The sequence below is a fragment of the Synechococcus sp. PCC 7335 genome (assembly GCF_000155595.1).
Classification (GTDB): Bacteria; Cyanobacteriota; Cyanobacteriia; order Phormidesmidales; family Phormidesmidaceae; genus Phormidesmis.
Map to the genome: position 1 here is coordinate 2,680,269 of NZ_DS989904.1, position 24,109 is coordinate 2,704,377.

24 protein-coding genes are annotated in these 24,109 nt (G+C 48.3%); 9 read left to right on the forward strand and 15 right to left on the reverse strand.

Annotation, left to right across the window (positions count from 1 at the left end):
• Positions 1-69 precede the first annotated feature (69 nt).
• Entirely contained in the window at positions 70-714 is a 645-nt protein-coding gene (locus tag S7335_RS11685) for a response regulator transcription factor (protein WP_006455116.1), read from the reverse strand.
• Positions 715-1,209: 495 nt separating this feature from the next.
• Here S7335_RS11685 and S7335_RS11690 point away from each other — a divergent pair, with 495 nt between their 5' ends.
• Positions 1,210-1,848 (forward strand): hypothetical protein, encoded by a 639-nt coding sequence (locus S7335_RS11690; RefSeq protein WP_157620199.1) that lies wholly within the window; start codon positions 1,210-1,212, stop codon positions 1,846-1,848.
• Between the two features lie 83 nt (positions 1,849-1,931).
• Here the strand turns inward: S7335_RS11690 and S7335_RS11695 are convergent, their stop codons facing one another.
• Entirely contained in the window at positions 1,932-4,178 is a 2,247-nt protein-coding gene (locus S7335_RS11695; protein WP_006456638.1) for a caspase family protein, read from the reverse strand.
• 502 nt (positions 4,179-4,680) lie between these two features.
• On the opposite strand from S7335_RS11695, the gene S7335_RS11700 reads away from it, so the two are divergent.
• From S7335_RS11700 to S7335_RS11710, 3 genes are all read left to right on the forward strand, one after another.
• Positions 4,681-5,145, forward strand: coding sequence for a hypothetical protein (locus tag S7335_RS11700; protein WP_071776985.1), 465 nt, complete (start codon positions 4,681-4,683; stop codon positions 5,143-5,145).
• A 148-nt stretch (positions 5,146-5,293) separates the two neighbouring features.
• On the forward strand, positions 5,294-5,647 hold the full coding sequence (locus tag S7335_RS11705; RefSeq protein WP_255346462.1) for a phage holin family protein: 354 nt from the start codon (positions 5,294-5,296) through the stop codon (positions 5,645-5,647).
• A gap of 59 nt (positions 5,648-5,706) precedes the next feature.
• Positions 5,707-6,333, forward strand: a complete 627-nt coding sequence (locus S7335_RS11710) for a DUF938 domain-containing protein (RefSeq protein ID WP_006457228.1) — start codon at positions 5,707-5,709, stop codon at positions 6,331-6,333.
• A gap of 18 nt (positions 6,334-6,351) precedes the next feature.
• On the opposite strand, the gene S7335_RS11715 is transcribed toward S7335_RS11710, so the two are convergent.
• A complete protein-coding gene (locus tag S7335_RS11715) occupies positions 6,352-6,675 on the reverse strand; it encodes a YbjQ family protein (protein ID WP_006454660.1) in 324 nt (107 codons plus the stop codon).
• A gap of 72 nt (positions 6,676-6,747) precedes the next feature.
• Between S7335_RS11715 and S7335_RS11720 the strand changes: the two genes are divergently transcribed.
• A complete protein-coding gene (locus tag S7335_RS11720) occupies positions 6,748-7,974 on the forward strand; it encodes a tetratricopeptide repeat protein (RefSeq protein ID WP_006454675.1) in 1,227 nt (408 codons plus the stop codon).
• 63 nt (positions 7,975-8,037) lie between these two features.
• Here S7335_RS11720 and S7335_RS11725 read toward each other — a convergent pair whose 3' ends face one another.
• From S7335_RS11725 to S7335_RS25930, 3 genes are all read right to left on the reverse strand, one after another.
• The gene (locus tag S7335_RS11725; RefSeq protein WP_006453559.1) at positions 8,038-9,261 is read right to left on the reverse strand and encodes a glycosyltransferase; all 1,224 of its coding nucleotides are present in this window, start codon (positions 9,259-9,261) and stop codon (positions 8,038-8,040) included.
• A 258-nt stretch (positions 9,262-9,519) separates the two neighbouring features.
• Positions 9,520-9,909: a DUF6713 family protein gene (locus S7335_RS11730; protein ID WP_038016143.1), complete on the reverse strand. Its 390-nt coding sequence runs from the start codon at positions 9,907-9,909 to the stop codon at positions 9,520-9,522.
• Entirely contained in the window at positions 9,906-10,280 is a 375-nt protein-coding gene (locus tag S7335_RS25930; protein ID WP_006456843.1) for a DUF2834 domain-containing protein, read from the reverse strand. Before S7335_RS25930 ends, S7335_RS11730 begins: the two co-directional genes overlap by 4 nt.
• Positions 10,281-10,412: 132 nt before the next feature.
• Here S7335_RS25930 and S7335_RS11740 point away from each other — a divergent pair, with 132 nt between their 5' ends.
• Positions 10,413-11,225 carry a helix-turn-helix domain-containing protein gene (locus S7335_RS11740; RefSeq protein WP_006453916.1) on the forward strand — a complete coding sequence of 271 codons (813 nt, stop codon included), beginning with the start codon at positions 10,413-10,415 and terminating at the stop codon, positions 11,223-11,225.
• A gap of 379 nt (positions 11,226-11,604) precedes the next feature.
• On the opposite strand, the gene S7335_RS11745 is transcribed toward S7335_RS11740, so the two are convergent.
• From S7335_RS11745 to leuS, 5 genes are all read right to left on the reverse strand, one after another.
• Entirely contained in the window at positions 11,605-12,090 is a 486-nt protein-coding gene (locus S7335_RS11745) for a GtrA family protein (protein ID WP_006453481.1), read from the reverse strand.
• Between the two features lie 229 nt (positions 12,091-12,319).
• Positions 12,320-13,999, reverse strand: a complete 1,680-nt coding sequence (locus tag S7335_RS11750; RefSeq protein ID WP_006456262.1) for a DUF262 domain-containing protein — start codon at positions 13,997-13,999, stop codon at positions 12,320-12,322.
• A gap of 245 nt (positions 14,000-14,244) precedes the next feature.
• Positions 14,245-14,400: a hypothetical protein gene (locus tag S7335_RS27775; RefSeq protein ID WP_157620202.1), complete on the reverse strand. Its 156-nt coding sequence runs from the start codon at positions 14,398-14,400 to the stop codon at positions 14,245-14,247.
• Entirely contained in the window at positions 14,381-15,154 is a 774-nt protein-coding gene (locus S7335_RS11755; protein ID WP_006453530.1) for a response regulator transcription factor, read from the reverse strand. Before S7335_RS11755 ends, S7335_RS27775 begins: the two co-directional genes overlap by 20 nt.
• A gap of 137 nt (positions 15,155-15,291) precedes the next feature.
• Positions 15,292-17,898, reverse strand: coding sequence for a leucine--tRNA ligase (gene leuS / locus S7335_RS11760; protein ID WP_006453374.1), 2,607 nt, complete (start codon positions 17,896-17,898; stop codon positions 15,292-15,294).
• An 89-nt stretch (positions 17,899-17,987) separates the two neighbouring features.
• On the opposite strand from leuS, the gene S7335_RS11765 reads away from it, so the two are divergent.
• A complete protein-coding gene (locus S7335_RS11765) occupies positions 17,988-18,437 on the forward strand; it encodes a gamma-glutamylcyclotransferase (RefSeq protein WP_006454414.1) in 450 nt (149 codons plus the stop codon).
• 13 nt (positions 18,438-18,450) lie between these two features.
• Here the strand turns inward: S7335_RS11765 and S7335_RS25935 are convergent, their stop codons facing one another.
• Entirely contained in the window at positions 18,451-18,648 is a 198-nt protein-coding gene (locus S7335_RS25935; RefSeq protein ID WP_006453797.1) for a hypothetical protein, read from the reverse strand.
• Between the two features lie 177 nt (positions 18,649-18,825).
• On the opposite strand from S7335_RS25935, the gene S7335_RS11775 reads away from it, so the two are divergent.
• The gene (locus S7335_RS11775) at positions 18,826-19,704 is read left to right on the forward strand and encodes an IS982 family transposase (RefSeq protein WP_006454164.1); all 879 of its coding nucleotides are present in this window, start codon (positions 18,826-18,828) and stop codon (positions 19,702-19,704) included.
• A gap of 104 nt (positions 19,705-19,808) precedes the next feature.
• Here the strand turns inward: S7335_RS11775 and S7335_RS11780 are convergent, their stop codons facing one another.
• Positions 19,809-20,180: a hypothetical protein gene (locus tag S7335_RS11780; RefSeq protein WP_006454012.1), complete on the reverse strand. Its 372-nt coding sequence runs from the start codon at positions 20,178-20,180 to the stop codon at positions 19,809-19,811.
• A gap of 179 nt (positions 20,181-20,359) precedes the next feature.
• On the opposite strand from S7335_RS11780, the gene cofH reads away from it, so the two are divergent.
• The gene (cofH, locus tag S7335_RS11785; protein WP_198011367.1) at positions 20,360-21,517 is read left to right on the forward strand and encodes a 7,8-didemethyl-8-hydroxy-5-deazariboflavin synthase subunit CofH; all 1,158 of its coding nucleotides are present in this window, start codon (positions 20,360-20,362) and stop codon (positions 21,515-21,517) included.
• 138 nt (positions 21,518-21,655) lie between these two features.
• Here the strand turns inward: cofH and S7335_RS11790 are convergent, their stop codons facing one another.
• A complete protein-coding gene (locus tag S7335_RS11790; protein ID WP_006455279.1) occupies positions 21,656-23,203 on the reverse strand; it encodes a GMC oxidoreductase in 1,548 nt (515 codons plus the stop codon).
• A 58-nt stretch (positions 23,204-23,261) separates the two neighbouring features.
• Positions 23,262-24,098 carry an ABC transporter permease gene (locus tag S7335_RS11795; protein WP_038016146.1) on the reverse strand — a complete coding sequence of 279 codons (837 nt, stop codon included), beginning with the start codon at positions 24,096-24,098 and terminating at the stop codon, positions 23,262-23,264.
• Positions 24,099-24,109 lie beyond the last annotated feature (11 nt).

The window sequence follows — 24,109 nt, forward strand, 5'->3', positions numbered from 1 at the left end:
TGCCTGAGGGGTCGTGACTTGTCCAATGATAGTGGTAATGGTGGAATAGTGGAATGCCTGCTTAGTTTACTAGGTGTTTTGTAGCGGCGTATAGCCATTTTCGAAGGCGTAGCGAATTAGCTGAGAGCGATTTTCCAACTCAAGCTTGCTAAGAATGCTGCTGAGATGGGTTTGGACGGTTCGAGGACTAATGAACAAGTGCGTGCCTATCTTCTTATTGGTATAGCCTTGAATAACTTCCCAAAATACTTTTTCTTCAGCAGGTGTCAGCGGCAGCGGTGACTTTTCACGCCCCAGTCGGGGATGAGCGTTTTGCAAGGCAAGTTCAATTTGAAAGCGAATACGATCGGCTCTTGCTAGCTGAGCTTCGATCTTGGCAATAAGTTCTCTGGGATGGAAAGGCTTAACTAGATAGTCGTCGGCCCCGAGCGTATGACCTTGGATTCGATCTTCTAGCTCACTACGTGCGGATAAGAAAATGAAAGGCAAGAGCTGGCCAGCGTCAGTATTTCTAATCTTTGTACAAAGTTCAAAGCCATCCATATCAGGCATGACTATATCAGAGACGATTAAATCTGGCACCTCTTGACTGAAGCTGTTGAACCCAGCTAGTCCAGATGCTGCGCTATTCACAACAAACCCTCTATCTTCTAGATAGCGAGTGATGGCAGCTCGTAGAGTGCGATCATCATCAACGATCAGTATTTTTTGCATGCTGCTAGATCACTAGACAACGTTAAGAACAACGAGCGTATAGAAAACCATATATCGCGGCCGGTACGCAAATCTATGTAATCTAATGAGAAATAGACGATTAATCTCAGACCAAAGTTAGCACTTATTGTCTGAGATTGATTATCTGAAAGCGAGACGAGCCTAGGGTAGCTGCGTGTTCGCGATCGCGGCATTCGATGGAGGTACTAATCAGTGAGCGCTGTTGGTAAGATGCCCATTTGTCGAATTAGGCTATTCGATCGAACCTAAGTCAAGCCTTTGCATCCGGTATAAAGCTAAGAACTTTTGTAGGTATAAGGCCAGGAACGTTTATCAAGCTAGAATCTGTAGAGCTACATACTTTTGTTAACTTTTTATCTAACTTTGGTTGTGTTTTCTAAAAGCTAGATTATCAATGTTTGCTATAGCTCTCCTTCTCATCCTTTATTCAGATTCATGGGCTATAGGCGTTTTTCTTCCAATGGTTCAGCCGCTATGATTTATTCTCAAGTGAGTGTAAATACTGGCACGAGTACGTTTAAGAATTTATCTGAGACAGTCGTGCTGCCACCCGTTCGCTCAAAGCATTTTGTTAGTCAAAGGCATGAGGTCAATCCGGCACTTGCTTTCAACTTACTCAGAGATATTCAATCAGAAGTCTCTATTTGGCACGAGCAACTACGACAGATTGTTGATGCCATACATGCACTACACGATCAAGGGCCTATGGTTGACGGCTGGCTAGAGTCCTCGGTAGCGCGATCGCAGTCGGCTACAAAGGACGCCGGAGTCGATGCTGCTATCTTGCGCCATGGTGATTTAGACGTACTCCTTCAGTATGTAGAAGTGATTAGCTCTAAAGAAAGTAGTCAAGTCGAAAGTGGTAAAGCCGAAAGTAGTCAAGCTGATGGGGAGAAGGCTACGACAACGTATCGCCTATGTCACATGGATCAAAGTGGACGAGTTATCTCACAACACTGTCCGCCTGAGCAAATGGGAATGGTCAGCATGGCGATCGCTCGGTACCAGAAATTCCGCCAGCTGATGAGCCAAAAACAGGCGATCGAAGCCAAGCTACAGCGTACCGTAGACGCCCTCACTGGTACCCGCTCTGCTATAAGAGATGGCCAGTGAGATAGTAAGCGAGTGACTGACTTAACTGACTCAAAGGACACCCCTGCAGAATCTCTAGCGATTTGTGGTCGTTAGCGTCTTGCCTATTGGGCTTGCCACCGTTTAATGGTCTGTTGAGCCGGCTCATAAGCTACTGTTCCAGCCGGTACTAGCACGGCTGCCTGTACGGCTTCGCGAAATCTTCCTTGGGCAGCTCGGGCTTGAGCAATACTGAAAATCCGTTGACTCCATTCGTCTGCCAACTGCTGGGCGCTCTCGTATTCCGGGTGTTCGATAGATACTTCGCGCAGCTTGACAATACCCTTTTGATAAGAGCTAGCTTGCCCAGAGCGGGGGATTGCTTGGGCAGCAGCAATGATAGTACGGCTATTCTGACGCTGTCGCCAAAAAGCAATGCGGTCTTTAGAGTTTTGGTAGGACTCAGCGTTGTCATCGGGCATAACGCTAGCTGCTGCGATCGCACCTTCCAAATTTCCACTCGTAGCGCGACCATCTGCAATATCCAAAATTACCTGGCTCCAGCTACGAATGTCTTGCTGGGCCTCTTCATAGAAAGGGTCACCTGGCTGAATCAGCTTCGCTTTATTGATTGCCTCTGCAAACTTAGAAGCTTGGATAGGCTGAATAGAAGTTTTCGCATCGGTCAGCATCGAAGCCTCTATCTGCTGTACTGCTGCTGCGCCTACTCTAGCTTTTGCTAATGCATCAGCGAAAGCGCTATCTCGCTGTGCCTTGGGTACCTGCTGCAAAGTGCTTAGGGCTTCAGTATATTGTGCCTGCTGAAGAGAAGCATTCGCTTGGGCAATTAGTGCCGCAGCGGTGGCCGACTCCGTGTTGTTACCATCGGAATCTTCGCTATCAGATGGGGGTACGGTATCTGAAGATATTGCTACGGGGCTAGTAGGCACCGGCTCTGACGCTTGCGTGCTAGATGGCTCTAGCTCTGCGCTAGCCGATTCATTGGCGCCAGTTTCTTCTAAGGGGGTAGCTGTACTCAGGTTCTCTGTAGCCTCTGATCCGTCTATTTGATTCGAGTCTTGATTCAAGCCGCTATCTGGCTCTCTTCCGACTAGAGCTATCGTCCCATTAACCAGCGCTTGCACTGCTCTTTGAGCAGCCCGTTGTCCAAAGAGAGTGCCGCCTATCAGTAAAATCACTAGCGCTAGCAAGCCCCAGTTGCGTAGCTTAGTGCCGTTAAGAGTTTTAGCAAAACTCCGACTCCGGCTGTCATGCACAGTGGCAGTAGTGCCGCCGTCTGAATCTACAGTCCCTTTAGCACCCTTCTCAATCTCTCTGCTATGAATCTTCTCCTCGAAGTCCCTTGCGAGATCGCTTGGACTGACTGACATGATCTCGCTGCTTTCGTCGCAGTCATGACCTTTAGATCCGAAGTGGCTATGCTCTAGTGCAATCTCAGCAGCTATCGACTTTGTTGCTATCTTTGAAGCTCTAGGTTCATCGGCCTGGACAGACGGGCCAGCACCTGAGGCAGCAATTGGTTCAAAAGCTAGGCTGCCTGGAGACGAACGATTGAGTGACAATCGATCAACCGACAAAGCGTTGAGATCAGTAAACGGTTTTTGAAAAGCGGGAACGACGACAGCCTTTCGCTGAGTGTCAGATATCAAGCTCGCAGGGTTTTGAACAGGTCGCCAGTAATGTTCACATAGCTCAGGCAAGCGCTTTTCAACAAAAGCGCTAAGTGCTGCTGCGGTATTGCATTTTTGCTCTAGGGCTTCTAAAAGCGCTGCTGTGAATAAGCCATGGCGCAAATCTATTGTTTCGTGAGAGAACTGCCCAGGCTGGCAAGAGAGCAGTAGTGAAATCTGGTACTTTTGAGCAAGTGCTATAGACTCGGCGCCAATGGTCTGATCGGCTGTGGCCCCTTGCGACCGACTCATGTCTAGAATTAGAAGGACCTTCTTGGTAGGAATCTGAGCAAGCGAATCAATCAAATCGGCGATCGCCACTCCAGTCTCCTCAATATTGTCGTGATCGCCATCGATAGGCAATAGATAATCAGTACAGCCTACTTGAACGCCATAACCGCTGAAGAAAATCCAAAGAACGTCATCGGTACCCACTTGCTGCAAGACGGTCTGCATTCGTTCAGTGATCGAGGACTTGTCTGGATAGACTGCTTGGTCACTGGCAGATGTTGCTAGATCACCTGTTACTAGATCGCTGAGCAGGACACAGCGACTAGACGCAACGTCTGCTAAACGTGTGAAGAACCGATACACAGAGAGAGCATCGTCCCCAGCGTGCATCAGCGGCCGCGAATATTGATAGTGGTTGATTCCAATTATGATGGCCCAGTAGTTAGGCATTGAAAGCCTCCAGACTATAGCGTTGAAAAATTGCTAGGCGCGGTTAGCTTAGCTAGACCTTGACAGATAGAAATGTGTCCAAGAGAGGTCTTTTAAACTTCCCCATACATACAAAAATGATAGATGAGACAGCTGAGCTAAATAGATGAGATGGCTCAACTACACTATGAACAACATAGTTGGCAAATCATAGTTGGCAAATAGCGACCCGGCATACACCGGAAGCTATTACACCTCCTAGGCCTGATACTGTCTGCGTTTTATATCGTTTGCGCTTTACACAGCGCCTTTTTTATGCAGATAGCTCGGAAAGATAACACCTTAAGGTAGAAAAAGTAGAGAGCCTTCTATACTGGGAAACTTGATAGGTATAACTCAGCAGGCATGCAGTGCTATGCATGTAGTACGCTGTGAAATTTGGCTGCTGAACACTCAATTTTGATTTAACCACATGTGGTCAACTCGCTACTTAACCCACAACCCTTCGTCTGACTCCTACTCTATGCAGCGTCCTCGTCCTACTAAGCGGTCCATTTATCGACGCCGTAGGCGCTCTTTAAAGCGTTCTCTAGGACATTCAATTCTATCGGCAGGGCTAGCTGCGGTGCTTGGTGGCACAGGTGTTTGGATTACCGAGGCACTCATCGCCCCTCAGGCTTCTCAAGCGTACACTTCGCGCCTAGATTTATTTTTGGCTCGAGAAGCTGAAGAGAACTACGAAGCTCTAGTTCATCGAGCCGAAATAGCTGCCAAATCAGGTGCACAGCGTAGCTTTAACGATGATTTGCTAACCACAATTGTATCTATCAATGTGGTGGTAGAAAGCGAAGGGATCACAATACCGATTCTGGCGCTACAGGTTAACAGAGAACAGTGGCGATCGCATCCTGAAACCTACTTTTGGGCGGCCTACTACCCTACTGCCAAAACGCTATTGAATGCCTCACTTACCATATCAAGGCGTTAAGGTCTCCAAGAAGCATAAAAAGCGCAAAAAGGGGGCTCAAGTCCCCAAAACTCTGTCTGTATGAAGATGCTTCGCTTGCTACTAATAAGCCACTGTGGGCGATAGTTTAATTTGCAATGGAAAGATTTCTAGGATGCTTGGAATAGTATTGCCTGCAGTTATTACCGCATTTAGTCTATTAATTCTCGACTGGCTACTGCCTGGAATCACAATTGATACTGTAACTGCATCTGTTCTAGCTGCCATTTCTATCGGCATAGTCAATGGCGTAGTTAAACCGATTATCCAACTGCTATCACTGCCCTTGACTTTTGTTACCTTTGGTCTATTTTCTTTGATAGTCAATGGTTTTTGTCTGTGGCTGTCCTCTACCTTCGTACCAGGGTTTGCAGTTCACGGCCTCATAGGCTTCCTTTTTGGTCCAATTGCATTGTCTTTCTTAAGCACGACTTTCGGACACTACCTGCTTGAAGGCCGAACTGCTAGCCTACCTGAAGCTTGATTTTCAACGGATAGTATCGGAAAACTTGAAGGCTTCTAGAAATACGAATTGGGATACACATGGTAGATTCTCGTAGGTATGCGCCTGCTACTGAGCGCAATCGCCAGCCTATCTTAGATGTATTGCGGCAAGTGCTGCCTAAGACTGGTACGGTTCTAGAAATTGCTAGCGGTACTGGTGAGCACGCAACTTTCTTTGCTCCTAGGTTAAGTCACTTACAGTGGCTGCCCAGTGAACCTGATCGAGATTCTAGGGCGAGTGTAGCCGCTTGGGTAAAGGCGTTACCTGCCAAGAATTTGATGGACCCTATCGCTCTAGATGTAAGCCAGCACCCCTGGCCAGTCGAAAGCGAAGGCTTTGCGCTAGCTCAGCCGATTACGGCAATTGTGAATATCAATATGCTACATATCTCAGCCTGGGAGATGTGTCAGCATTTGATGGCTGGAGCACAGAGAGTATTACCCTCAGGCGGAGCCCTGTATCTGTACGGACCATTCAAGCAAGCGGGGCGGCAAACGGCACCTAGCAACGAGACATTTGATGCTCTGCTACGCGATCGCAATTCTCTTTGGGGAATTCGAGATCTTGAAGCGGTGAGCGAGGTCGCCCAAAAACACTCTTTGGCATTGATAGAAACTGTTCCTATGCCTGCGAATAATCTTTCAGTAGTGTTCCGACGAGAGTAGGCGATGATTGCGAGCGAACTACAGGCTCACAGCAGTGCCCGTGGCCGTAATCAGCATCAGTACGCCATGATCATCGATATTGATAGTGTCCGTTCTGATTTGGACGCCGAGCACAGCATCCGCGCCAAGACGCTTTGCTCGGCTCTCTAGCTCTTTGAGCGCATCTTGTTGTCCTTTTTCAAAAACACGTTCGTAAGCGCCCGTACGTCCACCTAAAACATCCCGGATACCCGCGAAAAAGTCTCGCAGCGCATTACTACCGTAGACAACCTCGGCAGTGACAATTCCCAGGTAGTTTTTGATATCGACGCCTTGAAGTGAGTCAGTTGTTGATAGAATCATGGGTCAGCGCAGTTTTTCATAAGTGCTTTTCTGTGGCCTTGCCATTGTCAAGTTATTAGGAGGCATTAGTCTATGGTCTGCCTACACAAGTTCACAATTCGCTTTGCCCGGATTGGGTTATCAACGGGCATGACCCTGTCTGCCAGCCTACTTTTTGCCGAAAGCGCAATCTCGGCTCAGGTCGATTCTCTATATGTGCAGGATGTGCAAGCCCAGAGCGTGCAGGATCAACAAGTGCAGACCCAACTAGCCACGAAAATACCCAACGGTCTCATTGCTCAAGCTGGCAATAGCAACTTAAGCAGTGAGCAAGAAGAGCAGCTAGCGGATCTGTTAACTAGGGCTCGGTATCAGATCGATGCGGGTGATTATCCAGGAGCGATCGCACTCTACGAACAATCGCTCCAGATCGACCGTGACAATCCCCGGATCTATTCCGGCATTGCCTACTTGCAGCTAAAACAAGATAATTTTCAGCCTGCCGCTGAGTACTACCGGCAGGCACTAGATCGTGACCCACGCAATCTATCCTTTTACTATGGCCTAGCTCATAGTCTGTTCATGGATGAAGCGTTCGAGCAAGCTGCTGATACCTATCGTGAACTGATTGATATCTCACCCCGAGAGGCAGATGCATACATCGGTTTAGGTGGAGCGCTGCTTAGGCTAGAAGAATACGACGATGCTCGCAGCGCCTATGAAAGAGCGGTTGCTATAGCACCTGGTAATGCTCAGGCCTACGAAGCTATCGGACTCCTTTATCTGACTCAAGGCAACTACGACGCTGCTTTATCTCCCCTAGAGCGAGCCCGGTCGATAGACACCAACCGGGCGAGTGTTCATGCCAACTTGGCTAGAATTTGGCTAGCGCAAGACAACGACTCACAAGCCTTTGATTCCTTACAAAGAGCCGTTGCCCTCAATCCAAGAGACTCAGACTCTCAGTACTTCTTAGGCGAGATTTTGCGCAAACGAGGAGATATTAACAGCGCGCTTAATCACTATGAACAAGCTGTAGAACACAATCCAAGACTGCTTCAAGCCCAGGCAGCGCTGGGTGAACTGTTGTTAGAAAGACAGCAATACCTTCGAGCGGTACTTGCCTACCGTCAGCTGACAAGAGCTTTCCCAGAAGATGCTGGCGTCCGCTACAACTTGGGCTTAGCACTATGGGGCCAAGGCAGCAAAAACAGCGCCCTTGAGGAACTTCAGCGTTCCTTACAGCTCTATCGCGATCAGGAGAATGGAGAAGGCGCAGACCGAGCAGCGGCGCTATTGGAAGTTTGGGAAGAGGGGTAGGCTGTCTCTTTGGCTTAAACCATTTCTCTTAGTCTGTCTTTTATTATCTACTTCTAATCTTCTCTATTGAAGCGCTGTTACCCGCCAGCTCAGTTTAAAGTTGAGCCAGAAGTTCCAGGCAGCAACCAGAAAAATCGTAATTAAATTGGCGAGATAGGGGAGTTTATGTTCGAAAAAGACGCTGAAGAACATTTGTAACAGCAAAATGTTTAACACCAGTCCGCTCAGACAGATTGTATTGAATTTAAGTAGACGTTTAAAGCGGTTGCTCCAGCCAGTTTGCTCTTTGAGCATATCGGCGAAAGTCCAGATATCGTTCCAGATGAAGTTACTGAAAATAGCCGCTTCAGCAGCAATAATTTTGCTGATAATTAGTCCCAATCCAACCGCTTGATACAGTAAATAGAGCAAGGCCATATCGACAACAACGCCACCAAAGCCAACGATGCCATAGCGGATAAAGCGTTTCATTGGCCACTTTTGGCGAGTGCGACTCACGCGCTTTTGCGATCGCAAGCGAATCAGATGGCCGATATATTCGACGTATTGCTTCCAGGTAACTTTGCTAGCGCCTGAATTACGTTCTTGAAAAACATAGCCAGCTTCAGCGATGGTTTTTATTTCGCCCCGTCCGATCACTTCAAGCAAGATCTTGTATCCAATGGGACTTAGTCGGCGGCTAGCGATCGCACTTCTGCGCACCATAAAATAGCCGCTCATCGGATCGCTCACTCGTCCTACCACCCGAGGGCATACGAGCAGACCCAGGACTTGAGCCCCCCTCGACAACAGCCTACGCGCAATGCTCCAGTCGCTGACCCCACCACCGGCTATGTGGCGACTAGCGATCGCTAGATCTGCGCCGTCAAGCGTACTGCTTAACAACTTCAGCAAAATTTCTGGCGGATGCTGTAGATCTGCGTCGATAACACCTAATATCTTTCCTCTAGCCATCTGCCAGCCGCGAATAACCGCAGAGGAAAGACCACGCTCGCTTTGACGTCGCATCACGTGAAGCTGAGGGTATTTGTCTGTCAATGCTAGTGCAACTTGCCACGTCGAATCCGGGCTGTCGTCATCTACTAGAATTAGCTCATATTTATCTGGAATAAAGTTGTCTAGAAGCTCAGTCAGTTGAGCAACAACCTTATCGACGTTACCGCTTTCTTTATAGGTCGGGATAATCAAAGACAGGATAGTCTCTGTTGCTTTTGATGAGGCTGCTATCGAGAGACTGTCAGGAACTTCTAACGGTCCTCTAGGGGGAGAAAGCAGCAAATTACTCATAAGGGGTCGCACCCGCTGTTCTTATATTTGTTGAAACACGGGTGGATTAGGTTACTCGGCAACTCAGTACAGGACAAAAGCTTGCAGGATATACAGCAAGGGCGTTTTATAGGTCAACCACAAGTATAATTTCTGAAGGTACGGAAACCTCTAAATAATGAGACTATCTATAGTTTTTTGATAGTGTACTTCACCAGATAGCTAGACTTCTGATAATACTGGGTCGGACTCTAAGAACCAACCGTCATTATAAAAGCACTACACTGCTTGCCATAAACCTTTAGGCCGCTTAGCAGAGACCACATAGATGAACCCTAGCAGTCCCGCGCCATAGATAAGACTTAGAGAAAGCGTCGACGTGAATGTACTAAGTGGGTGGTTTCTTAGATTCCAGTGCAGTCCTGCATGGATAACCATAAACAAAGCTAAACTTGTTCTCGCCCATCTGCGCACAACTGTCGACGGATGCTGAATAAGCCATAGCAAGATAGCTACAACAGGGACATGAAGCGTGACAAACAGGTTACGAGCTAGTAGGTCGGGAAATTGGCGTAGAATAAACAAGAGTCTCCACTCCGCTTGCGTCATTGCGTCTAGCTCATGAGCTAGCAATGTAGAGAAACCCAGATGAAACAACAAGCTTCTCATACGCTATGGTCCTCCCTGTTTAGCCACTGCTCTCTTTGATAGAGAAATAAAGAGAGACTACAGCAGATACCCACAAAGTAGGTGGCTAAGGCATAGAGTGCGAGTCGATGAGCAGGCATTCCTAGTCGCTTTAGTTCAATCCGCGCAAAGGCTAAGAAAATAAGCGCTGTGATAACGATGTCGCTAGAAAATAGGGTTGAAACAGGGGTGCTGAAGGCTTGTTCGAAGAAACTGCTGATAGAAGCGTCGCCTGAGAGCAGGAACTGTGAGAAGATGCCCCACGAAATGATAACGCTAAGTGCGCTACAGATGCCGTAAAACCGGCTCACATCAGCAGTCCGTTTGTCCGTTTGGGTAAGAATTGTTTGCATTCTGACTCTCCTTCGCTTCGTCGTCTTTGAGTGCATGCTTGTATTGTGCGCATGGGAGATAATTATTTCAATTACTTGTGAGGTAATAAGATTAAAACGTTCGAGGCAAGTCGTAAGGGAGGGTTTACCTCGATGGCAGCAATCATAGACAATGCGTTCGGTCAGTTGCTGAAGCAGTGGCGATCGCAACGCAACTTCAGTCAGCTAGACCTTTCCATCACTAGCAACGTCTCTCAACGACACATTAGCTTTCTGGAGTCAGGGCGCTCTAAGCCTAGCCGTGAGATGGTACTTACTCTCTCAACTGTGCTGGATATTCCTCTACGTCAACAGAACAAGATGTTGACAGCTGCTGGCTTTGCGGCTCTCTATTCAGAGTTTGACCTAAGTGATCCAGAAGTTGCGCCTATTCGCCGCGCCTTAGAATTTACACTGCGACAGCAAGAACCTTACCCGGCCTTGGTGATGGATCGCTACTGGAACCAGGTCATGATGAATCAGGGAGCTAAGCGCCTCATTGGGTGGCTGACAGAAGGAAAGGAACTGCCCGCTGAGATTGGCCCTAATCTGATTAAGCTAATGCTGCACCCACAGGGTGTTAAAGAACACGTTGAGAACTGGGAGGTAGTGGCTTCTCATCTTATTCATCGCGTTCATCGAGAGACACGAACAGGCGGCGAGCAGCAGTCGCAAGTCTTGTTTAACAGTCTTCTAGCTTATCCTGAGGTCGATAACCTTTGGCGATCGCCTGTGAAGGAAAACTGGCAACTGCCACTATTGAACACTATTTTCTCGAAGTCCGATCGACGGCTGAGCTTCTTCACGACCCTGACAACGTTGGGAACGCCTCAAGACATTACGCTTCAAGAGCTACGTTTAGAATGTCTCTTTCCAACAGATAGGGCAACTGAGGAAGTCTATCGAACACTCTTCGAGTGTGGGTAGTTCAACCTATCGTTTTCAACAGCGGCGGCCCTTGTACATTGAACGAACAGATGCCGATGGGCAAACTTAGAATAGTACACCCGAACCTATCAAAACCTTTCCTTTTCGAGCTAGTTATCACGTACTAATAAAGAAGCCAAAACTAGTTCCAAACCCTTCCAAACCCTAGAGAGAAATATATTGAAGAAGCCTTATTTTCTCTTACTTAGATAACATCTGGGATTGGCAGAGTACCGGTAGCCTGCTGACTGAGTGCCATTGATAGGCTGATTAAGCCGTTCATCTCAGGTAAGACTAAACGCTGTCATATCTCTATTAGCGAAGTTGTTAGTGTGTCTGGGTTTTTGGAGTTGTTTTCTACTGCTCTCGTTTAAGGGCGTCAGCTTCGACTGCGCCAGCTCAGTCTGAGATTAAGCCAGAAGTTCCAAAGGGTGACTAGGGTGATCGCGATCACTTTTGCCACATACTCATCCGCCGCGCTTGCCCATTTCCCCACAGCCACCTGACTCACTAGTGCCGGAATCTGTTGCGCAAACGGTAGGAGCAAAAATCCCTCAATCAAGAGATATTGCAGTACGGCGCCGATTAAACAGACAGAATGAAACTTCAAGAATCGTTGAAGCCTAGCTGGCCAACCCTTTTGCTGCTGAGCGATATCGGCGAACGTCCAGGCATCGTTCCAGAAAAAGTTGTTGATGATAGCGGCTTCGATAGAGAGAAGGATGCTAAGCGATCGGGTCATCCCAATTTCAGTTCGCAGTAGATAGAACACGATTAAATCGACAAAAACACCGCTGAAACCAACAATCCCAAATTGTAGAAGTCGGCCAAGTGGAAATTGCTGTAATTTTTGCAAGTAGCGCATTCTTGTGCTCGTAAACTCCTAGCTCAACTATCGGTAACGTTTGTGAAATAGCCTTGGTAGTTTTAGAGAAGCCAGGATAAATCGGCACCACGCTATTAGCCTGTCTGAAATCGCCTGGCGCTCACCTGAATATACATATAGTAATCGTCTGTTGCGCTATACGTTATTCACGTCACCGTACGAATGTTAAATATGTTCGATATTAGTCGAGTGGTGTACACAACGTCCTTTAAAGTCGCCACAAGCACTTTAGAGTTTCAACCGACTCACGTTGTCTCTGTTCAATTGTTTCTGGCGTCCAAGTGGTTTTCTGTAAAACTTGGGTAGTTAAAACAAAGGAGTTAGCACCACCTGCACTGCTAGAAAAATATCTTTCTTTTTTTTGGTCAAAATCATCATTCTGCGCTTGTGCATTTTTTCTGCGAGAAAGCAAAGTCAGATTGCCAATTTTATGTACATACTGTTCGCGCTCTTCCCCTTCAAACCACTCCATCCATTGACTGTTTTCCTTAGGATTTTGAGGGAGGACATGCTCTATGGTGATAATAGGGTATTGATAGGTTGCCGTACCCGCTGCTAATGCGGAATCAAGACGCAGCAAAACATACTTTCTGATGCGAGTCATCAAGTACAAATCGCCGTTCAAAGTGTCTGCTATTTCCGTCATTTCTGCTGAAGTTAACTGTAGCGGTGAGTCATCTTCATAGAGATCGCTATCGTTCTCAATACTAGTCAGCAGCTCTGCATAGCGATTTATCCGAGTGTTGATGTTTGCTCTCAAGATCATAAGTCCTGCTGCTAGCCTTTCGAGATCAACAAAAAATCTCTCTAATCGCTCAGGAGAATGGCTTTTGTATCTTGAGATGTACAAAATTCCTGGAGGAATCCAGTCAAAATTATCTATCATGTTTAGCCATCGCAAGCAAGCATCAACCGCTTCAGTTTCCTGCCCACCTTGGTAGTTCGCTTTTTTAATAGTTTCTAGTGCGTCTGAGTACGGTTTCAGAATGTCATCAATGAATCGTTCGGGTGGCTTAATATTTGGCAGTATATACTTTCGAAATTCGTTGAGAGCTGTTTCGCGAAGCTTTGCCTTCCTGTGAATCATTCGAATATGCGAGAACATCTCTTGAAATGCCTCTCGTCCTAAGTCTTCTTCTTCACTGTCCCAAATCCGCGTATATCTCTCTTGTTGGTGGTTGGGAATGGCTCCTATGATCTCCGACTTAAGCAAGTCGGCGAGACTTAAGTTTAATCCCCTAGCATTCAAAACAGAAAATATGCGGTATGCCGAGTCCAAGTCAGGCGTAGAGACGACGACTAGAAAGCATCGCGTCATTAAGTATTGAGTAAGCCGTAGACGCTTTGCTTCATCTAGGGGGCGCAGTACTTCTAGAAAATAACGAGCATTCTCTTGGATACGCTGCTGACTGTCTGAAATTTGAGCACTGTCCAACTGCAGTAGATTCTCTAGTCCGAATTCTTCTTGGATATAATCACGAAAAAATCTCTCATCTTTCTCGCGTAGTTTGAGCCGATAACGGGCTGGTATTTGCGCTACTATGTTTTCTGGCTGGTAAAGGTAGTTTTCAAGATTTAGACCGCTTTTGTCTAGTTTCCTAAGAACTGAAAGAAGGATAGTGAGCGTTGTTAAACGTTGCTGTCCATCAACAACATCGGCTTTGGGATCGTCAGATTTAATTAAGACAATGCTCCCCAGAAAATAGGGATTGACGTCTGATACAGAGCATGAAGACCCCTCTAGAAATGCAAGTACATCTGTCAGTAATTCGCTTGCCTGTTCTATGGTCCAAGCATAAGGACGTTGGTAAGGTGGAATAGAAAAGAAAAAGTCGTCGCTAAAAATTTTGAACAACGGTTTTTCAGTCGCATGAATAGCTACAGGCATATGCTTTCTTGATAATCTGCTATCTAGCGAGGCCAGTAGCACTTGTTATCACAGAGCATACCCTAGTCTCTAATCTATTGATGCATTCTTGGCCGTTTGCAGTCGTGAATAGATCTGCAGTGAATTAGTTAAAACCACCGTCTAAACTCTTCATTCTACAAAAGCTACTGCTGAAAACTTTGGCGCAAGTATATTACCGCTTTGATTTGATCTTCCTCAGCCACTTTTAGAAAAGTATAGAGCTGTTATTTTTCTACAGAAGGAAAAGCTGGGCTGCGATCAGTCTCTACATAGACATCAGACTCAAGCTGATAGATACGCCACACCCATCTGTTGAAGCGCCAAAACTCTGGCACACCCACACTGACGTAGAATCGAAAGCTAACCCAAGCGATAGCCAAAGCCACGTACGGTTTTTAGATACTTTGGCTGACCAGGATTCTCCTCTAGCTTTTCACGCAGCCAGCGGATATGTACGTCTACCGTCTTGTTATCACCCATAAAGTCGTAGCCCCAAACCTGATCAATAATCTGGTTACGCGACCAGACGCGCTTAGGCTGGCTGAGGAGTAATTCTAAAATTTTGAATTCTTTTGGCGAAAGACTAACTTCAGTACTACCTAGGAAAACCCGACACTCATCAGTGTGTAAAGCGATATCGGCAAAGCGGAGAATAGATTTTTCGTTGGGTTTGTCCTGGGATTGGCAGCGCCTAAGAAGCGCGCGGCATCGGGCAATTAGCTCCCGGATACCGAAGGGCTTAGTCAGGTAGTCATCTGCGCCAACTTCAAGCCCCAGGACACGGTCGGTCTCAGTGCCTTTTGCACTAAGGATAAGGATAGGGATATCGATGCCTTGGTGTCTGACCAGGCGGCAAAGGTCAAGTCCGTTCATCCCAGGGAGCATCAAGTCTAGAATGATTAAACTGATGTCTGGGGCCACTGGCTGGGGCTTTTCTGCTCCGCTTCGCTCTATACCCCCTAGAATCATCTCTAGCGCTCGCTGACCGTTGTCTGCGACACAAACCTCAAACCCTTCGTCTGCCAAGGAGAGCGCCACTGTCTCGCGGATGAGTTCTTCATCCTCGACAAGTAAAACTTTGCCCAAACCAATTCGAACATCAGTTTGAAGTTGAGGTGAGGTCAGCGCAACCATGGGGTACGTCCTATGTATATTTACGGCTAAAGACTCTAGGCAAATCTTATCAGGTCTGCACAGTAATTTTGGCGATGCTTTCCTGACTTTATACTAACGATGATTAAGTTTGTATTTCCCAATACAAATGCGGGTTGCTATGTGGCCACAAAGTTGACCAACTTGCCAGGTACAACAATCACTTTCTTGATCTCTTTACCGTCTAGATAGCGTTGGGCTATCTCCGATCCACGAGCATAGTTTTCTAACGCCGCTTTGTCGGCGCTAGCAGGCACCTGGAGGGTTCCTCTGGTCTTACCCATCACCTGAATAACCAGCGTGATTTCATCAGCCACCAGGGCGGCCGATTCGACTTTGGGCCACGGCTGTCGATGAACAGAATCGGTAAAGCCCGAGCTTATAGTCAGAGCAGACCATAGCTCGTCGGCAATGTGGGGTGCAAAAGGTGCAATTAGCCTTACCAAAGCGCAGATGGCTTCAGCAAAGACGGGAGTGGCTTTGTCCTTGGTATCGTTGATGGCGTTGCTGAGTTTCATCAGCTCAGAGACAGCCGTGTTGAACTGATAGTCGCCTTCGATATCCTCCGTGATCTCTTTGATAGCGGTATGGGTAGCACGGCGAAGCGTTTTTTCGGCCTTATTGAGTGTGCTTTGGTCGATCTTGTCGCTAGCGCTCACAAGGTTAGCGGCGTTGTCAGACTGGGCAAATTCAATCACCGCTCGCCAGACCCGATTGAGAAAGCGATATTGACCTTCAACGTCAGCATCATCCCATTCAAGATCTTTTTCGGGTGGCGCTTTGAACAAAATGAACATACGGGCAGTGTCTGCACCGTACTTTTCTAGAACAGCAATCGGAGAAATGCCATTAAACTTAGATTTTGACATTTTCTCAAAGGAGACTTTGAGCGGTGCGCCTGTGTCTGGATCGACGGGATTGTTCAAGTCGGCGATGTTTTCAGGAACGATGAATTGACCGTCAGACGTCTTGTAGGTGATCGCTTGTACCATGCCCTGAGTGAGCAGGCGCTCAAAAGGTTCGTCAAAGTCGAGAAGCCCTCGATCGCGCAACACTTTAGTGAAAAAGCGAGAATACAACAGATGCAAAATCGCATGTTCGATCCCACCTACATACTGATCAACCGGCAGCCACTTGTTAACCCGATCCTTAGAAAAGACGTTCTCCTCATTGTTAGCATCGGCATAGCGCAAGAAGTACCAAGACGAATCTAAGAAAGTGTCCATCGTATCGGTTTCACGTTGGGCACCTGTTCCGCAGCTCGGGCAAGCCACGTTTACCCAATCGTCGAACTTAGCCAAAGAAGGTACGCTCTTCCCAGTAAATTCTACGTTTTCAGGTAGCTTGACAGGCAAATCCACTTCGGGAACAGGCACCGTGCCACACTTTGGACAATGAATTACCGGAATGGGCGCGCCCCAGTAGCGCTGACGAGACACTAGCCAATCGCGCAGACGATAGTTGGTGGTGCCTTTGCCAAGCGAGTGTTCTTGTAGGTATGCGATCGCTCGCCCCACACTTTTCTTCTTCCCTTTGCCTGCCGGTACCCCATCCAACGGCCCAGAATTCACCATCACCCCATCATGCGGATAGGCTGCGCTCATCGTCGCGCCCTCAAAAGACTCTCCTTCTGGCTGGACAACTACCTTAATAGGCAAGTCAAACTTACGTGCAAACTCAAAGTCTCTTTGGTCATGAGCAGGCACAGCCATAATTGCGCCCGTGCCGTAGTCCATCATCACGTAGTCAGCGGTCCAGATTGGAATTTCTTCGCCATTGACCGGATTGGTAGCCATGCTGCCTGTCCAGACGCCCGTCTTTTCTCTTCCCTCATCCGTGCGATCAATTGTGCTGAGTTCAGCCGCCGCCGCTCGATAAGCTTGAACAGCTTCGGCCTGCTCAGACGTGGTGAGCTTTTCCATTAGCGGATGCTCAGGAGAGACCACCATGAACGTTGCGCCCCAAAGCGTATCGGGGCGAGTAGTATAGACCTCTAGCTCGCCAGCGCCAGTCTGAAAAGTGACCTGTGCGCCTTTGGACTTACCAATCCAGTTCGCCTGCATGGTTTTAACCCGATTGGGCCAGCCGGGCAGCTTGTCTAAATCATTTAGGAGCTGATCGGCGTATTCGGTAATTTTGAAAAACCACTGCTTGAGCAATTTGCGCTCGACTTTTGCCCCAGAGCGCCAGGAACGGCCTTCACTATCTACCTGTTCGTTTGCCAGAACGGTTTGGTCGATTGGGTCCCAGTTCACCGCCGCTTCTTTTTGGTAGGCAAGGCCTGACTCAAAAAACTGTAAGAAGATCCACTGGGTCCAGCGGTAGTAATTAGGTAAGCAGGTTGCCACTTCCAGGTTCCAATCGTAGGAAAGGCCCAGCGCTTTGAGCTGATCGCGCATCTGAGCAATATTTTTGAGCGTCCAGTCCGCCGGAGGGACCCCACGCTTGATCGCCGCGTTCTCGGCGGGTAGGCCAAAGGCATCCCAACCCATTGGGTGTAAGACGTTGTAGCCCTGCATTCGACGAACGCGGGCAACTACGTCGGTAATCGTGTAGTTGCGGACGTGGCCCATATGCAAATCGCCCGATGGATAGGGGAACATCGAAAGGGCGTAGAACTTTTTGGCGTCTGGCCCTAGATCTGCGGATGTTTTGTTTAGGGCATTGTCAGCCCAGTACTGCTGCCATTTCGCTTCTATTTCTGCTGGGCTATATCGCACTTCCACGCTGCTACAGTTCCTTTTTGTTCGCTTGCCTAAGGTTGTATTTTAGAGGGTGAAGTGGATTTGAGGATATGTTGTGGCTTTAGAATCCGATGAAATCTGATATTTCCAAGTCCGTTCGTGAACTCGATGCTGATCTTGCTGTATTCGTCTATGGTACGCTGAAGCCGGGCGGGCGCTTTCATGTTCGATTTTGTGGCATGTACTTGACTGAGGCAATTCCGGCGATGGTGAAGGGACGTCTGTATAGTTTTCCACGTCTAGGCTATCCGGCGATGACGGTCGGCAATGATTGGGTGAAGGGCTCTCTACTTAGGTTCGTTCAGCCGCCTGAAACCTGCGCCGATATCCTCCAGGGTTTGGATCGGTTAGAAGGCTATTCTCCTAATCGAAGCGATTTTGAGAATGAGTACTTGCGCTGTGAGATGACAGCTTTTGACTTAGCGCAGCAGCCTTTGCAAACGGCTTGGAGCTATGTGATGTCTGAGGAAGGGGTGCGATCGCGTGGTGGAATATACCTACCTAATGGCGATTGGAGATGAATAGCCTTAAACATTAGGTCAAAGTATCCAGGTGGACCCCTAATTCCTTTAGCTGCATGGCAAGCGCCTCAGCCTTCTGTCTTGCTGCTTCAGCTTTCTGCCGCTCTACCAATACCTGTTCAGCGCTCCACAGCAGTAGGCTACCAGACTCATCCCACCAGCGCAGCCAGTGAGTTGTCCTACCTAGGCGCTCCCCTTTCCATATTCCCAAGTTTAGCTGTAGTTCTGGTATCCAAAATCGGCCATCCTCATCAGCGGCCTGTAGGACGTATTGACCGTTCTCAAGGCCTCGAACCTCTAAGCTAACGTCAGTTCGGGATAAGGAAAGCTTGAAGAAAGGAGGATAGGTAAGCTGAAGTTGTAAAACCCATCAGCCCTATCCTCCACTATGTTCAGCTTAGAAGAACTGTTCTGCCACGTCGATGACTTTTGCCAAGTGTTTGAACCCCTCTGGCAGCGTCAGCTGCTAAGCCACCATCTGAAGACGCGACAACGCGCTCGCTCACTGAGCTTGAGCGAAATCATGACGATACTCATCGGCTTTCACCAAAGCCACTACCGCACCTTCAAACACTACTACGTTCATCATGTATGCCAGTACTGGAAGCAAGCGTTTCCAACGCTAGTCAGCTATAACCGCTTTGTCGAATGGACGCCCTCTTGTTTGTTCCCGCTGTGCTGTTATCTAAAGCGCTGCTTCGGCCGTTGTACAGGCATTAGTTTTATCGATGCGACCAGTCTATCGGTCTGCCACAACCGTCGGATCTGGCAGCATAAGGTCTGCAAAGATACGGCGGCTAGGGGCAAAACCTCTGTCGGCTGGTTCTATGGCTTCAAACTACACCTCGTGGTGAACGAGTGCGGTGAACTACTCAACCTCACCCTGACCCCGGGCAATACGGACGACCGTGAGCCCGCCTTTGACTTACTCACTGGACTATGGGGAAAAGTCTTCGCAGACAAAGGCTATGTATCGAAGCAGCTGGCTAAGCAACTACTCGAGGTGTTCAACATCGAGTTCTTTGCTAAGCCTCGGCGCAATATGAAGAACCAGCTAGTGCGGCTTACTGACAAGCTGCTCTCGCGCAAACGTTCCATCATCGAAACGATTATCGACCAACTGAAGAACATTTCGCAGATAGAGCATTCTCGTCACCGTAGTCCGGTCAACTGCTGGGTCAACATCCTCTGTGGACTGATTGCTTATTGCCACCAACCGAAGAAGCCTTCTCTCCATATGGAGTGGGAACTTCCCCCTGCTGCTTAAACCGAACTGACGTTAAGCTAGGTTCATAGGGATTGTAGGTGACGTAAGTGGGCACCTGTAGAATTTGCTCATAAAAGTAGAGCTTGCCATAGGGAGGAACTGATCTATATAGAAAGTTCGCCGCAGTCATCGGCGGAGAGAAATTCCATCACAACCGCGACCGGATCGTCGCCCTCGGTATGTTGCGTATAGCTACGGCGAATAACGTCTTCTCGAATAGGTAGGACGGATGGCACATAAAACCAATCAGGCGCTTTGACAACAATACGTTTGTCGAGGTTGGCAACTAGGCCAAAGTTTGAACCGATTAGCATCTCTGGCTGAATAAGGCCATTCTCTCCTAGTGCATCAGTAAGAGCGGCGGCGAGTGGGGGCTGTTGAATATTTTCCCCAGGATCATCAGGCAGAACAAAGTTGTCTGGAAGTGGTTCCCAAGTAACGGTGGGCTGTTCCCGAGTTGCGTTATGCTTTGCCATTGGATGTTCGCTCGAAAGCACCATGGCACTGGTATGAGGGATGCACGAGATAGGTCAGTAGGTTAACGATAGCACTTTTACCTAGACGGCTATCTAAACAGCTCTTTGAAGGGTGTTTATCACTAAGGCGTTCAGAGGCTAAGCTAGTAGGGTGATGCAATGGGTTGATAGGCAGGTTGATGTCAGAGATTAAGATGATTTTAGAGCGGGCGATCGCAGGTCAGGACATCTCGATAGAAGAAGGTATCGCTCTGCTCAAAGTAGACTCTAAGACAGATAGAGAAGCCGTTCGTCTAACAGCAGACACCCTGCGACATCAGCAGGCGGGGGATACGGTCACCTACGTACTAAACCGAAACATCAACTACACTAATATCTGTGAGCAGCACTGCAGCTTTTGCGCCTTCCGCCGTGACGCCGACCAAGCAGGTGCCTATTGGGTTGACTGGAGTGGCATTCTAGAAAAAGCGCAAGAGGCCGCAGCCCTAGGTGCAACAGAGATCTGTATGCAGGGCGGACTAAATCCTGAGGCCAAGATCGAAGGCTCTTCTTTAGCGTATTATTGCAAGCTAGTAGAAACTATCAAAGCAGCTTCGCCTGATCTGCACGTACATGCTTTCTCACCACAGGAGGTGCAGTTCATCGCTAGAGAAGATGGACTGAGCTTGAGAGCTGTGTTAGAAGCGCTGTGCGATGTCGGCGTTGGCTCTTTACCTGGGACGGCAGCAGAGGTACTAGACGATGGCGTACGGCGGATACTGTGCCCCGAAAAAACAACGGCTGCTCAGTGGCTAGAGATTGTTGGACTAGCGCATGAGGTCGGATTGCCAACCACCAGCACGATGCTCTCAGGCCATATTGAAACAGTAGAGCAGCAGGTAAAGCATTTAGACTTATTGCGATCGCTTCAACAAAGGTCAAAAGCGGCAGGCCACACTGGAATAACAGAGTTTATCTTGCTACCCTTTGTTGGACAAGAAGCGCCTAAACCCTTACGCCGCAGAGTCGGCAGAGATCAGCCAGTGCTAGAAGATGCGCTGCTACTAACAGCTGTCGCCAGAATCTTTCTAGGCAGTTGGATTACGAACCATCAGCCTAGCTGGGTGAAGCTGGGTCTAGACGGTGCGACTGAAGCGCTGCGCTGGGGCTGCAACGATATTGGCGGGATCTTGATGGAAGAGCATATTACCTCGATGGCTGGAGCTACAGGCGGAACCTGCCAAAGTGAAGCAGATCTGATCAGCGCGATTGAATCTGTAGGCAGACCCGCTAGACAGAGAGACACGCTGTATGGAGAGGTTCAGCAAGCTACTCAATATTCTGCGCAGGCTGCCTAAAAGCTGCTTAAAAGATAGCTGTTTCTTCAGGCGGTAGGAAGTCTCCTCCTCTTCGAGATTCTGTGTCAATGGTTCTGTAGCAATGACCTGTATCGATGACAGTATGTCGATGACTCTATGTTGAAAGTCGCTTCTACCCTATCCTGCTAGCCGCTCGATAAGGTGGTCGCCTACGCGCATTGCATTAGCCATGATCGTCAGTGAGGGATTGACAGCGGCGCTAGAGGGAAAGAAGCTGCCATCGACGACGTAGAGATTGTCAATGTCGTGAGCTTTGCAGTTGAGATCTAGCACTGAGGTAGCCGGATCGGTGCCAAAGCGACAGGTGCCGACTTGATGAGCGATCGCGCCAATCGGCAAAATTTTACTAAAGTACCAAGAAAGCGGCAGTACACTTCCCCGGTTATCGACTTCGCGGACCACAGAGATCCAGCGCTTAATTAGGCGCTTGAACGCCTTCATGTTGTTCGGCGTATAGTTCAGCGTAATCTTGCCATTCTTTACCATTACGCGATTGCGAGGCTCGGGCGCGTCTTCTCCGGTTAGCCACCAGTCAACAGTGCGTCTTGCCGCGAGCCGCAGCGCTAGCGTCGGTGCAATCTTTGGTACATCTAGCGCCAGCATGCGGTGGTTCACCTTGCCTAGCAATTGCACGTGGCCCATTGGATACTCAAAACCTGGCTCACCCCAGTAATAGTCATTGATTGCCAGCGTCTTTTGAAAAACGCTTTGATTCTCCTTTAAAGTCAGGCCAACAATAGCTGCTGCCAAATGCTTCATGAAGTTTCGACCTACCTGATCGGAGCTATTCGCCAATCCATTCGGGTGCTGCTCGTTAGCTGAATTTAGCAACAGAACCGCAGAATTTACCGCACCGCAGGCAACAACAACAACATCCCCAGAGAAGATTCGTTCTTCTCCCTCAACTTCTGCTTCAACACCTGTGATTTCCTGCCCAGAAGCGCTCGTACGCAGCCTATTTACCTTTGCTTCTGTAATTAAATGCACATTTTCTTTTCCCATAGTCGGGCGAACGCAGTTAACATCTGCATCAGATTTGGCATCGATAAAGCAAGGAAATCCATCGCAGGTATTACAGCGAATACACTTGCTCAAGAACATATCCTTTTCGTTGAGCTTAATCGATAGCGGCAGATAGAACGGCTTTAGTCCCTTTTCTTGAAACGCTTTATCAAGTCCGGCAATCCGAGGCTCATGACTCACTGGCGGAAAAGGATAGTCATGGCTGCGTGGCGGTTCTGTTGGATCGAGTCCTTGCTTACCATGTACCTGATAGAGAGCCTCAGCTTCATCGTAATAGGCTTCAAAGTCTTGATACTTCAACGGCCAAGCTGGAGAAACCCCCTCACTGAGCTTCACTTCCTCGAAGTCTTTTTCTCGTAGCCTAAACAGCGCTCCCCCATAAAACTTTGTATTCCCTCCTACCCAGTAGCTCACGCCTGGCCTAACATCGTTACCTTCCTTATCCGCCCATACTTCGTTCGTTTGATACTTACCGTCGCGAAAGACGGCGGTGGTATTCCAGTTATCTTTTTCTTTGGGTAGAAAAGCACCTCGCTCTAGAACTAGAATTTTTCTGCCGCTAGGTGCCAGGCGATGAGCTAATGTACCGCCACCTGCGCCAGTTCCGATGATGATAACGTCGTAATGCTCAGAAGTTGACATAGTAGAGTTCAGTAGAGGTGAAGTCGGCTGAGGAAGAGTAGTATCTAGCTACAGCTGATCATAGTCTTTTTCTATATGCTCTGACTGTCAATGGCCCTAAGATTAGTATCAAAAACAAACTCCACAACAAGACGATACCAACCGAGCGGAAAGCGGGTTCCCCAAAAGAAAGTGCTCTCATCGCGCCAGAAACGATAGAAACAGGGTTATGAGTGACGATCGGTTGGGCCCAGTCTGGAAAACCTTCTTTGGGCACATAGCCAATACTCATAAACGTTAACGGCAGCACCCAGGGATTGATCGCAGCGGAGACAGCCTCGGCTGATTTTGCTCCGATAGCGACATAAAAACCAAATAGAGAGACCGATAGTGCAAAGATTATCGGCAGCAGTAGGAAGCCCAGCACGCTCAATAAATTTCCTTGAAAGCGAAAGCCAATTAGATGAGCAGCTAGCACAATTCCTGTTGTTTGAAACAAAAGCCGCCCGCCAGAAGCAAGCAGTCGTCCACCAACGGCGGCAAAGCGAGCAATTGGCATAGCCCGCAACCGCATATCTATTCCACTATCGAGATCTTCGTAGAAAAGGTTGCTAAGGTTCACTGTGTTAAACAACAACCCTTGAACGATGATAAAAGGAAGTAAGAACTGAGCGTAACTACTGAAGCTTCCATTCGGCGAGACAACTCTAGCAAAGCTAGCGGTAAAAACGAACAGAAGAGAAATTGGGAAGGCAGTCGATACTAGAATTGAGGCTGGACTACGAATTTCTATGAGGATGTTTCGCCAAGCGACCATAGCGATGTCATGAGCTGTTCTGCGTAGGCCACCTTCACGGCGAGCGGCAACCATGGCGGCGATCGCCCCAGTATCTAGTGATGGTAGTTGATTAGTCATATTGTTGTAGC